Genomic DNA, 11,694 nt, shown 5'->3' with positions numbered 1-11,694 from the left:
GCCCTGCCAGGGCTGGCTTTTTATTGCTTTCCAGTCGGCGGCCTTGAGGCCATTACACCATTTTTAACAGAGCTTCATGCCCTGGCATGCCCGGAACGATTCCGAGCGCCTCGGCCTCGGTCGTCACCGACTCCAGCGGCGCTTCAAGCAATTCCTGCAGCGTTTTGACGCCGACAGCCCGGCCCGCAATGATTTTTCGCTCCGCCAGTCTCGTGTTAAGCAGGCCTACGTCCAGCGCCCCGCACATAATGTACCCTTTCGGCGAGTTGATCGTGAGCAGCGTCGTCTTGGGCAACTTGACTTCTACCCCGACAAAGCTGTGCCCCCCGACGGTAATCGGCACCATGGTCACCATTCAGCTGTACACCTCCCCAGGCGTGATATCCATCCTGCATCATTGTATTCGCCCTGGGGAAGGGGTGACTGTGCGGACGTCCATAACCAAAATGCGCCGAAATAAATAGGAAGAAAGTTGCTATCCACTCCGACATTAGGACTATGATTCTATTCACATTCATGATATTATTTAGTCACTTTCATATCTAATTTGAACGTATAGTTTGGGGGATCCATGGACAACAATCAATCCAATGACGAATCGGGTTTTTTATTCAACGTCGACATCTTAGTGAAAAGTCCCTCTAATGCCCTGGCGCTTCAAGAACTCCTCGGCGTGCTGAACGGCAACGGGCATATTGCGGATTTTCGCATCAAATCGGGAATTGAACTGGGGCGATTGATTGAATCGATGCTTCAGGACAAGCGCAAATCTCTCCTTTCCAAAGAAGAGCCTTCCCGCCCGTCCGTTCCCCCTGCTCCGATCAAGGAAGCGGAACTGCGCACAGCGGCCGTGGGGAAAAATGCAAAAAGCCAGCCGCCCCGAAACCCGGTGCATGGCGGTTCGGACATTTATGATTGGATTCAGGTATACATCCGTGACAACCGGCTGATCCGGCTGACGGCCAACCGGAGCGGGCAGCACATTCATATGCCGTGCCGGATCCTGAATTATGATGAGGAACACCAGATGCTGAACGTATATCACGTGGATGAGAAACAGGTTTATACCTTTAAGCTGAACGAAGTGGACGAGGTCATCTAATAGGATAAGGATCCGTTTCTCCGAAGCTTATAACACTAAAACAAGCCCGTCCCGGCTCACTAAGCCGAAGACGGGCTTTCTTCTGTTCTCCTCCGATATGGACGGGTCAGGCTCGCTTGCGCGATGCGGCTTCCGCAATCAGGCAGATCCAGCCGATGATGAAGGCAACGCCTCCAAGCGGCGTAATGGCGCCAAGCACTTTGATCCCGGTGATGGCGAGCACATACAGACTTCCGGAAAACAGAATGATCCCGGCCAGCAGCAGCCATCCCGCCCAGGCCAGCTTGCGCGAATCTCCCCATAACCCCGCAACGACCCCAATCAGTATGATCCCCAAGGCGTGCGCCATATGATATTGAACCCCAGTTTCATAAACCTTCATCGCCGACTCTCCGACAATAGGTTCCAGCATGTGGGCTCCGAATGCTCCGATCACCACGGACAGCATCGCCATCAGGGCGCCGGTCAATATAAATTTACGCTGCACATCGACAACTCCTTTGGATGTTCCTAATCTACTAACAAACTGTTAACTATTTTAACCGATCGGACGCCGCCTTTTCCACCACCATGGCTCAAGACTGCCCAAATCAGCTTGATTTTTACGGGATCTTATGGAAAAGTAAGAAGCATATCTATCGATTCGAAGGAGAGAGTGATTTCATGGATTCAAACCAGCCTCCGCACCAGCCGGACGGATTCCAGCAGAACCCGGGGCCCCATTCGCCCCATGCTCAGTTCGTTCCCCCTGCTGCGCTGAAGCATTCCGGGCCCGGCATCGCATCCTTTGTCATGGGCCTGGTCAGTTTGCTGGGTTATATCATCAGTGCCGCGGCAGCAGGCGCCATTATGGCTCCTTATCTCGAAGAAGGTATGCTGGACGGTCCGAATTCCAATGCAATTCTTGGCCTCGGCGTCGTCGGTCTGCTGATGATCGCACTGGTTGTCATCAACGTGGTCGGAACGATTCTGGGCATTGTGGGGACGGCCATCAGGAACCGCAAAAAGATCTTTGCCATCATCGGGCTTATTGTGAATGCCGTCATCGTGCTCAGTATCGGCTTGTTCTTTATATACTTCATGGCCTCTGCCGCAGTCTAGCGGACTTTACCCGCAGTCCAGCAGTCTATTAGAAGAAAAAGGTGATCTTATGTCTCAAGTCAAAATATTTGCCGACAGCACATGCGACCTTCCTCACGATTGGATCAAAGCCCATGACATCGGCATTATTCCGCTGTACGTTACGTTCGGGGACCAGAATTACAGGGACGGCGTCGACTTAACGACACCCGAATTGTATGCCAAGGTGGAGCAGACGGGCAGCCTTCCCAAGACGGCCGCTCCGTCTCCGTCCGATTTTATCGCGGCATTCACCCCGTTTGTGGAAGAAGGACGGGATATCGTTTATATCAGCCTGTCGTCCGAGCTATCCTCGACTTATCAGAACGCACTGATTGCAGGTGAGGAGTTTCCGGAGGGACGAATCACGGTCGTGGATTCACGGAATCTGACCACCGGCATCGGCCTGCTGGTCATGAAAGCGGTGGCCGCGGCAGAACAGGGGAAAAGCGCCCGTGAAATCGCCGGCATCGTGGAGACCGTTAAGCCGCTCGTAGAGACCGAATTCGTCATTGATTCGCTGGAATATCTGTACAAGGGCGGACGCTGCTCAGGCATGCAGAACCTCATGAGCAGCCTGCTCAAGATCCGGCCGGTCATCAAGGTGATCGACGGTAAGATGACTCCGGCCTACAAGGTCCGCGGCAAGCGGGAAAAGGCCCTGGAGCAGATGGTCAACAATACGCTGGACAAGAAGGACGAGATGGACAACGATCTCATCTTCGTCACCCATTCCATGGCGGCTGAAGATGCGGAAGCGATCAAAAGGCTGCTGGAACAAAAAACCGGCGCCCGTGAGGTTGCCCTCTCGGATGCCGGCTGTGTCATTAGCTCCCACTGCGGTGCCAAAACGATCGGAATCATTTATTCCAAAAAAGCCTGATTCTCAGGCTTTTTTTTCTTGTATATATAAACAATTCTTACTTCTTCGAAGGGTCGATGTCCCTCGGATTGAGGCCCGCCCATATATTCGGGATGTCCGCCTGCTCTGGGTGTTCAAACACCAGAAACGCGGTAGGCAAATACCGTTCCCCGTATTCCGATGACGGTTTGTTCACAATTTCATTATCTTTGACGAGGACGGTGGAGGATCCTCCGTCCAGATTGGCAGCGATCACCGCTCCGTGCTTCAGCATGATCTGCTGGACATCGTATAAATTGGCTCCGACGCTGTACGTCGGCTGTCTTCCGTCAATAACGACAAACAGGATGGCCCCGTCCTCACGCTGGCCCATGGCGGTCCGCGGCGCGATGCCCCAGCCTTCGGCGGCATTCTTGATGAGCCCTTTGCCGTTGACGATGATCCGCGGCTGAAACGTCACCGCTTCCTGAACCCCCATCCGGTCCAATTCCTTTAGCGAATAGTTGCCGGCGATCATTTTGCCGTCCCGGTCAATGCCTACCACCTGGGTGGTCGCATTTTTTCCCAATCCGTTGTAATACAGCTTCCCCTGCGATATGACGATGCCGATCGGCTTAAAGCCGTTCCCTTTCCAGTTCGGGTCGGCGAATCCGCCTCCGTTCACGCCGGCGATCGCGCCGTAGCGCTTGACCATGCTGGAGACTTTCTCGCCTTTGCCGCGCTTTGCGGGAACGCCCAGACGGATTTTTGTCGGATCGTGAACGGTCATTACATACCCGTGATACCCTTTACCCGAAACTTCCTCAATCTCCACAAGGGGCGGCTTCTCCGTCTCTTTGCCGGCTTCGGCGGAAGCCGTTTGGGTTTGCACCGGCAGCTTGATTTGGTGCGTATCTTTTTCGACGCCCATGGCTTCAAACCGCTTGTTGTATTCCGCTACGCGCTTGTTCAGCTCGTCCTGTCCAATAATATATTTCGCCAAATAGCGATGCTGTGTCGTTATGAGTGTATCCGCTATCAGGTAACGAAAATGATTGCCGGATACCGTCAGGAACAACCACGCGGCTGCCGCGGCACCGACCAGAACCAGGCTCCAGAACAAGCGTATACTGAATCGCAGGAAACCTCCCTTTTTCTTTTTCCTTTTCTTTGTCCCTTTTGGAGCGGACCGTTGGTTTCTTACGCTTGAACGTTTGGGCAGCGATGCTTGCTCCATGGTTACTTCCCCCATCTCATGAACTCGGGTCCTAAGTCCCACGTAGAATAGACGCGAAATCAGGGAGGAAGGTTTCATATATTCGGGCATTATCAACAATAGGATACAAATATTTTCCATTAACGTTGCCGTAAAAGCACAAAAAAAAACGCCAAGCCACATTGGCCTGGCGTCTTCCTATTCGGATTAGTAAGTTGGCCGCTTCAGTTGGTCCAAGCTTTTGAACTCATAGCCCTGCTTACGGGCATCGTCTATGATCCGGGCCAGCGCCTCCGTGTTATCCTTCGAAATGGAGTGCAGCAGAATGACCGCCCCCGGATGCAGCTGCGCCATCACTTGACGGTAGGCATAGTCAGCCCCCTTCTGATCGTTCACGTCCCAGTCCTTGTACGCTACGGACCAGAATACCGTCGTATAACCTTCAGCGCGTGATGCCGCAAGCGTGCGGTCGCTGAAAATCCCCCGGGGAGGACGCACGTATGCCATCTCCTTCTGGCGGGTCGTCCCGGTTACGCTCTGCTTGACCTTATCCAGCTCTTCCTTGAGCTGCGCGTTCGAAATCTGGGTCATATCCGGATGCGTCCAGGAATGATTGCCCACCAGATGGCCCTCGGTGACCATCCGGGTAACGAGCTCCGGCTTGTCCTTTACATAATGTCCCGTCAGGAAAAAGATCGCCGGCACTTTTTTTTCTTTCAAAACATCCAGTATTCTAGGCGTGAACCCATTTTCATACCCGTTGTCAAACGTCAGATACAGCTCTTTCTGGGTTGTATCCCCCATGAAGATCGCACCGTTCTTCTGCAGAATGTCTTTAAAGCCTTCTTCGTTGATGGAAGGAAGCTGACCGTTCCTGCTTTTCTTAAAGCCAAAATGATAAGGGCTGTCCGCAGCCGCTGTCTCCTGGAAAAATCCGCAGCACAGTAACAGTGCGGCAACCGCAGCAAACGCAAAACGCTTCATCTTGAAATTTCCCCCTGCGTTGGATTATAGGCACTAAAAGCTATAACGTAATATGCCACATCCGATGCAAAGTTATGTGATATTTTCAAAATGGCCGCCGCCGGAGAATAGAATCGATCACCTGAATAAAGTGCTTAATGTAGAATGGCTTCGTAATGTATTCGATAAAACCTGCCTGTCTCCCCTTGGCGATATCCGACGCCATCGCATAAGAGCTGACGGCAACCACCGGGATTGCCCTTGTCTTCTCATTGGCCTGGAGGCAAGCTAGAGCATCGTATCCACTCATTCCGGGCAGCTGGATGTCCATGATGATCAGATCGGGGCATCTGGCCGTAGCGATCTCTACCGCTTCCTCCCCCGTACAGGCCTCCCACATGGTGGCGTTAGGAATTTTTTTGAAAATATGCCGCATGAGAGACATATTAATTCCGTCGTCCTCCACACATAAAATGTCATAATTGCTCTTCATCTTTAAACCTCCTACCATGAAAAAAAGCCAAAGAAAGAGCGTTCCAGCTCCTTCTTTGGCTTATGTTCAGCTCATGTTCCAATCATGTCTGACCCATTACCGCCTGGTGACCGCCTAATCCTGGAATGTGCAGGCAATCACGCTTTTATCCTTATCAAAATCCCAATCCACGTAAAAATCGGCCAGGGTCCGGCCCAAAATTCCCCCCAGCTGGGTTTCTTCCTCAAAATACCGCTTCTCAAGCTTTCTCTTGGTTGTCCGCAATACTTCATCAAAACCGGTACTGATTAATTCCTTCTCGATCAGAATCAGAATTCCTTCCCGGACGACAATTAAAGTTTTGGGGTTCATCCACCAGGAGTATACCTTCCTGGGAACCTTCTGGACGATACCGGTGATCCGGTTAACTTCGTTATGTAGCGCTTCACGACCCGCATAATCTTCGGCTTCGATGGTCTGGTCTGCCTTAAGTCCGACAATGATCCCCGAAGCGTTATGTAATCCCCAGTCGTAGTATACCTCTTCCAAACGGATGTCCATTTCCTTCTCCAAATACGCCTTCAATTCAGGAAGCAAAGATTCCATCAGCAGTTCGCGGGTATACCGGAAAGCTTTCTCCTCTTCCTTGTTTAACAGGAACTTCTCGACCGGCCCGATGAAATTGCGGATATGGAGCGCGATCGCATAGTTCCCGACGGAGACGTGCACCGATTCCGGCCCTTTGCCGAACCTGTCCCTTAACAGCTTGCCGGTAAATGCCGCGATTTGGTTGGTGTGATTGGCTGTATACAACATGACAGCTCTCTCCTTCTCATCATAGTGCAACGCTTACGTTAATTCAATTGATTTCATCTTGCGTCATTATTAAGAGGTATATACCCAAAAAGATACCGGGCGCAATCAGGTGCGTCCGGCTCATTCTTTTCATCCATGGGATGGCCTTATTTATGGGGGTCGGCATCAGGGTCAGCGTCGGGATCAGGTTGCTTGGTGGGAGCTTGCTCGCTTCGTTCCGCCCGTGTAGGATCCGATTCTTCCTGCTGCTGTTCTATAGGACCGTCTGTAGGACCGGCAGGTCTATGGCGCTCCTCTTTCCATGTCTTCCTCCGCGCGGCGGCTTCAGCCCGCTGCTGCTTCCGGCCCTTGCGGACGATCCAGACGATCAGAAGCACGATCGCAGCAAGAATCAGAACAGGAACGGCTCCCGACAGGATGACGATGATCCACTGGACAATCTGCGTCAGCACGTCCATGCTTCCCTGCAGCGCATCGCCCGCACGCTTGCCAAGGGGGGCCTGCTGGCGATCAGGCTCGGCTTTGGGCAGCGTTTTCTCCGGCTGGTAAATGCGCAGCTCCACCGTGGAATAAGACACATTCTGATCGATATAGCGCATGCGGCCCTTGATCTGCTCGATTTCTTCCTGAACCCTCTCCAGCTCTTTGGCAAACGCCACGAGGTCGCTGGTCTTTGTCGCCTTTTTCATAAAAGCGATATACTGCTCCTCCATCACCTGCTTAGCCTTCAATCTCGCCTGCAAATCCACGTATTCTTCGGACACGTCCTGGCCTTCAATGCTGCGCTGAAGGGAATCATGCTTGATCTGCTCAAGCCGATTCAAAAAGGACGAGAAGCCCGATGCAGGAACCTTGAGGATAAAGGTACCTCCCCGCTCGCTGGCTGAATCCGTTTCGGAAAAATTGACGATATAACCGCCCGACAGCGTTACCATATTTCTCACTTCGGTCTGCGCCTTGGCATAGTCCTGAATCTCCATTACCAGATGCGCCTTATAGATGAGCTTCTTGTTTAACCCGCCGGCCAGATCCTGGGCAGTGAACCCGGCTTCCGGCGCAGTGTCCGCCTCCAAAGCCTTTACCGTATCGGCCTGCTTCGGGTCGGCCGAATCCGCCGATGTCTGTACTGCCGTCGATGCTGCCGAGGATTTTTGTTCCTGAACCGCTGCGGTGTTCGCCGCATGGTCTGAAGCCGCGGAGCTTTCGACGGTCCCGCCGGCGCTGCTGGCGCTGTCTTTTGAACTCCCTGATGAGCAGCCGGTTACCAACAGAATGACTAACATGAATGCGGCAAGCCATGACCCCCAAGTGCGCATACTTCATTCCTCCTCAGAAATGGAAAATATTTTATATTTTCCTATCTAACGTCAAGAGGACTCCGAAGGTTGCGGGCAAAAAAAGAAAAAAAGCCCTCGGGTATACCCCGGAAGGCTATTTATGCTTCATCCAAGCGTATGGATTCGCCGAATAAAAATCAGGTCGCGGATACGCCGCCGTCGATGGCCAGCTCGGCTCCGGTAATAAAGGAGGATTCGTCGGATGCCAGGAACAGCACGCCGGCCGCAATGTTCTCCGGTTTGCCCAAGCGAGGCAGCGGCGTTTTGGAGCGGAACCAGCCCGTCATCTGGTCGTTGGCAAACAATCCTTCGGTCATCGGTGTTTCAATGTAACCGGGATGGATCGAATTACAACGGATATTGTCCTTGCCGTAATCCACAGCCACCGCCTTCGTCAGCATCCGGACAGCGCCCTTGCTTGCGGTGTAAGGCCCTGCTCCGTTGCTCCCCGTGAGACCGGCAATCGAAGAAATGTTGATGATGGAGCCTCCGCCCCCGCGCTGCATCACCGGTACCACGTATTTCAAACCGAGAAAGCTGCCTGTCAGGTTGATGGACATGACCTTGTCCCAATCCTCCATGGACGTGTCTACGAGCGATTTGGCCAGTGAGATGCCGGCATTATTGACGAGAACGTCGATTGTGCCGAACGCTTTGACCGTTTCGTCCACGATATGCTGCCACTCCTCCTCGGAGGTAACGTTATGACGGAAGCCAATAGCCTCTCCGCCCTGCTGTTTGATCTCTTCCACGACAGCCTGGATTTTGTCCTCCTGAATGTCGGTGACGACCACCTTGGCGCCTTCCTGCGCCAACAGAACGGCGTCCGCCTTGCCCATGCCTCCGGCTGCGCCGGTGACGATCGCTACTTTCCCCTGTACTCTGCCCATATTGTTAAGACTCCCTTCCCCTATTTGCTCCAAGATGATTACGAACGAGGTAACATACAGCCCATATTGGGCGTGCATGACCTTGCAAAACCAGAGATCGTGATAGCGGCACTATCATGACAAAACCAATTATATCACCGTTTGTTTTTCCCTTCAATCTTTCCCGCGGTCATCCCATTGATTCCCGGACCCTGCACCTGGACAGCGTTGACTTCTCCGGGTGGTTTTGATAGCATTTTTTACGATTTTATCTTTTCACCCGGAAGGCGAGTTGACTCACAATTATGGATCCGAAGACTAGATGGGAACAGGAACGGCTGGAAGGTAAAAAAGCGAGAGAGAGCAGCATTATCGAGGCAGCGGAGCGGGTTTTTAACCGCAAAGGGATCGACAAAGCGACGATGCGGGATATCGCCGCGGAAGATAATGTGGGGATCGCCACGGTGTTCCGGTATTTTCCCAAGAAGGACAAGCTGATCGTGGCGGTCGCCACGCATTTGATCAGTCTGGAGGAAGAGGCGTTCCGGGAAATTGCCGCCACACCGGTGACAGGCATCGAGAAGCTTGAAGCGCTGCTGGATCATTTCCTGAATCTCCAACTGCCGGAATTGAGCAGCAGGAGCCGGTACCTTGAGGCGTTTGAGAGCTATGCCGCCCAGCAGGCCGAGCCGCTGGAGGATATCCAGCAGTACAACGACGTCCACCGCAAGGTATCCGATGCGTTCGCCGAAATCATTGACAGCTGCACCCAAGACGGTTCAGTCCGCTCCGATCTTCCTATAGAGGAAACCCTGTCGACCGTGGTCAATGCGTTCGGCATTTTTTCGAAAAAGCTGTCACTGCAGCGCAGCATCGTCATGTTCGAGTCCATCGTCAGCGCGGACGTCCAGCTGGACCTGCTGAAACGGATGTTTCTCGACTATTTGCGGAACCCGGAATCTGCCGCTTCAGATTTATAACATCCCATGAATTTAAAAAGCCTGCTTTCCCGGCTCCCCGGGCCCTAAGCAGGCTTGTTTCATTTATTTTGTGAATGGCTTTGGCGTTTAAAAGTCCCCTGCCCGGCCGGCGCAGCCGCACAGCTGCATTTTCTCAATGACGGCTGCTTTCAGCGCCTTCTTGGCAGGAACCATGTATTTCCGCGGGTCGTTCTCATCCGGGTTCTCGGCAAAGACATGCTTGATGGCGTCGGAGAACAGGATCCGCAGTTCGGTAGCCACGTTCATCTTGGCCATGCCGAGACTGACCGCCCGCTTCACCTGCTCCTCCGGAATGCCGGAGCCTCCATGCAGGACGAGCGGAACATCAACGGCTTCGGCGATCCGCCCGATCCGGTCGAAATCAATATTCGGCGTCCCCTTGTAGATGCCGTGGGCGGTGCCGATCGCAGGGGCAAGCGTATGCACGCCGGTGCGCTCCACGAATTCGGCGCATTCTTTCGGATCGGCGAGCAAGGCGTCGCGTTCGTCGACGACGATGTCGTCCTCGACGCCGCCGACCTTGCCGAGCTCCGCCTCCACGTTGATGCCAACGGCGTTGGCGGCTTCGACCACCTTCTGGGTCATGGCCACATTTTCCTCAAATGGGGAATGAGACGCATCGATCATGACGGACGTATAACCCGCCCGGATACAGCTGATAATGACGGAAAATTCGTTGCAATGATCCAAATGAAGTGCGATGGGCACGCTGGCGCGGTCCGCCGCCACCCGGGCGGCAGCAGCGATATAATCGGCCCCCAGATGCTTGACGGTCCCCACCGTAGACTGGATAATGAGCGGCGACTGTGCTTCTTCGGCCGCCTCGACCACAGCCTGCAGCATTTCCAGTGTATGCACGTTAAAGGCCCCAATGGCGTAATGTTTGGCCCTTGCTTCTTGCAGTAAAGACGTAGACGAAACGAGTGACATGGTGTTTTCCCCTTCCCGTTTGTTATGCCTTGCTGTCCTGTATTGATCCGCTCAATGCGGTATATTTATGCTTTGCGTACATGGCGCTCCCGGTCACGCCCGCATCGTCGTTATGCATGGCGGGAACGATCTTGAGCCGATCACGGTAATCAGGCAGGATCCGGCTCATCAGCTCCTGCTCCAGCGGCTTCATAATACGGTTTCCCGCCAGCGCCCCGCCGCCACCGATAATGATCATCTCCGGGCTGTTCAGCGAAACGGCGTAGGACAGCGCCCGGCCGAGCAGCGAACCCGCCCGCTCCAGAATGGAAACGGCCAGTGCATCACCCTGATCGTACGCCCGCGACAAATCCGCCGCCGTCAGCTCCGCGAGGCGTTCGCCCGGAAACCAGCTGCGGAGCACCGTCGGCTCACCGGACTCTATCGCTTTCCGGGCCTGCCGCACCATACCGGAGGCGGAGGCGTAAGTCTCCAGGCAGCCCGTCAAGCCGCATGGACACGGATCGCTGAGCCCCTCCATGACGATATGCCCCAGCTCCCCGGACATATGGCGGAAGCCGTAGAACAGGCTCCCCTCATTCACCATGGCCGAGGCGATTCCTGTGCCGATCGTCACGCCGATGACGTGGCCGGTGCCTGCACCGGCTCCATACAGCGCTTCGCCAAACACATACGTTCTGACATCGTTATCGATAAATACCGGCAGCTGCAGCCTGGCCTTCAGACGGCTGGCGGCCGGAAGGTCACGCCAGCCGAGGTTGCCGGCAAACTTGGCGATGCCTTCCTCGGGATCGACCAGCCCCGGCAGTCCGATTCCCGCTGCCGCGAGCGTTACAGGCTGTCCGTCTTCCCCGCGGTACGAGGCGACCGCTTCCTCGATCATTGCGGCGATCCGCTCCAGTACCGCATCCGGACCGCGCCCGGCTTCCGTCGGCCGCTTCAGCTTATGAACCACTTGTCCGGCGGAAGATACCAGACCGCATACGATATTCGTTCCGCCGACATCGACTCCCGCAAACACTTCCATG

14 protein-coding genes are annotated in these 11,694 nt (G+C 54.1%); 4 read left to right on the top strand and 10 right to left on the bottom strand.

Annotated elements, in window-relative coordinates:
* Window positions 1-52: 52 nt before the first annotated feature.
* On the bottom strand, window positions 53-355 hold the full coding sequence (locus KI379_RS03205) for a YunC family protein (protein ID WP_076170502.1): 303 nt from the start codon (window positions 353-355) through the stop codon (window positions 53-55).
* Between the two features lie 216 nt (window positions 356-571).
* Between KI379_RS03205 and KI379_RS03200 the strand changes: the two genes are divergently transcribed.
* Complete coding sequence (locus tag KI379_RS03200) at window positions 572-1,102, top strand: hypothetical protein (RefSeq protein ID WP_212982763.1); 531 nt, start codon at window positions 572-574, stop codon at window positions 1,100-1,102.
* 106 nt (window positions 1,103-1,208) lie between these two features.
* On the opposite strand, the gene KI379_RS03195 is transcribed toward KI379_RS03200, so the two are convergent.
* Window positions 1,209-1,589 carry a DUF423 domain-containing protein gene (locus KI379_RS03195; RefSeq protein WP_145136103.1) on the bottom strand — a complete coding sequence of 127 codons (381 nt, stop codon included), beginning with the start codon at window positions 1,587-1,589 and terminating at the stop codon, window positions 1,209-1,211.
* Between the two features lie 176 nt (window positions 1,590-1,765).
* Between KI379_RS03195 and KI379_RS03190 the strand changes: the two genes are divergently transcribed.
* Together KI379_RS03190 and KI379_RS03185 are read left to right on the top strand one after the other, a co-directional pair.
* Window positions 1,766-2,203 carry a hypothetical protein gene (locus tag KI379_RS03190; RefSeq protein ID WP_076170505.1) on the top strand — a complete coding sequence of 146 codons (438 nt, stop codon included), beginning with the start codon at window positions 1,766-1,768 and terminating at the stop codon, window positions 2,201-2,203.
* A gap of 49 nt (window positions 2,204-2,252) precedes the next feature.
* Window positions 2,253-3,104 carry a DegV family protein gene (locus KI379_RS03185; protein WP_076170506.1) on the top strand — a complete coding sequence of 284 codons (852 nt, stop codon included), beginning with the start codon at window positions 2,253-2,255 and terminating at the stop codon, window positions 3,102-3,104.
* A 37-nt stretch (window positions 3,105-3,141) separates the two neighbouring features.
* On the opposite strand, the gene KI379_RS03180 is transcribed toward KI379_RS03185, so the two are convergent.
* The 6 genes from KI379_RS03180 to KI379_RS03155 form a co-directional block, all read right to left on the bottom strand.
* Window positions 3,142-4,299 carry a phosphodiester glycosidase family protein gene (locus KI379_RS03180; protein ID WP_212982762.1) on the bottom strand — a complete coding sequence of 386 codons (1,158 nt, stop codon included), beginning with the start codon at window positions 4,297-4,299 and terminating at the stop codon, window positions 3,142-3,144.
* Between the two features lie 186 nt (window positions 4,300-4,485).
* The gene (gene pdaA, locus KI379_RS03175) at window positions 4,486-5,262 is read right to left on the bottom strand and encodes a delta-lactam-biosynthetic de-N-acetylase (protein ID WP_212982761.1); all 777 of its coding nucleotides are present in this window, start codon (window positions 5,260-5,262) and stop codon (window positions 4,486-4,488) included.
* Between the two features lie 85 nt (window positions 5,263-5,347).
* On the bottom strand, window positions 5,348-5,734 hold the full coding sequence (locus tag KI379_RS03170; protein ID WP_212982760.1) for a response regulator: 387 nt from the start codon (window positions 5,732-5,734) through the stop codon (window positions 5,348-5,350).
* Between the two features lie 114 nt (window positions 5,735-5,848).
* The gene (locus tag KI379_RS03165) at window positions 5,849-6,529 is read right to left on the bottom strand and encodes a Na-translocating system protein MpsC family protein (RefSeq protein ID WP_212982759.1); all 681 of its coding nucleotides are present in this window, start codon (window positions 6,527-6,529) and stop codon (window positions 5,849-5,851) included.
* A gap of 146 nt (window positions 6,530-6,675) precedes the next feature.
* Entirely contained in the window at window positions 6,676-7,845 is a 1,170-nt protein-coding gene (locus KI379_RS03160) for a DUF4349 domain-containing protein (protein ID WP_212982758.1), read from the bottom strand.
* Between the two features lie 158 nt (window positions 7,846-8,003).
* A complete protein-coding gene (locus KI379_RS03155) occupies window positions 8,004-8,756 on the bottom strand; it encodes an SDR family NAD(P)-dependent oxidoreductase (RefSeq protein WP_212982757.1) in 753 nt (250 codons plus the stop codon).
* 284 nt (window positions 8,757-9,040) lie between these two features.
* Here KI379_RS03155 and KI379_RS03150 point away from each other — a divergent pair, with 284 nt between their 5' ends.
* The gene (locus KI379_RS03150; protein WP_212982756.1) at window positions 9,041-9,715 is read left to right on the top strand and encodes a TetR/AcrR family transcriptional regulator; all 675 of its coding nucleotides are present in this window, start codon (window positions 9,041-9,043) and stop codon (window positions 9,713-9,715) included.
* Window positions 9,716-9,802: 87 nt separating this feature from the next.
* On the opposite strand, the gene fba is transcribed toward KI379_RS03150, so the two are convergent.
* Window positions 9,803-10,666: a class II fructose-1,6-bisphosphate aldolase gene (gene fba / locus KI379_RS03145; protein WP_076170514.1), complete on the bottom strand. Its 864-nt coding sequence runs from the start codon at window positions 10,664-10,666 to the stop codon at window positions 9,803-9,805.
* Window positions 10,667-10,688: 22 nt separating this feature from the next.
* Entirely contained in the window at window positions 10,689-11,693 is a 1,005-nt protein-coding gene (locus tag KI379_RS03140; RefSeq protein WP_076170515.1) for an ROK family protein, read from the bottom strand.
* Window position 11,694: the final 1 nt, after the last annotated feature.

Source organism: Paenibacillus cineris, from assembly GCF_018333335.1.
GTDB classification, from domain to species: domain Bacteria; phylum Bacillota; class Bacilli; order Paenibacillales; family Paenibacillaceae; genus Paenibacillus_AQ; species Paenibacillus_AQ favisporus.
Note: the sequence above shows the minus strand (reverse complement) of the source record. Positions and strands in the feature narration are given on the sequence as shown.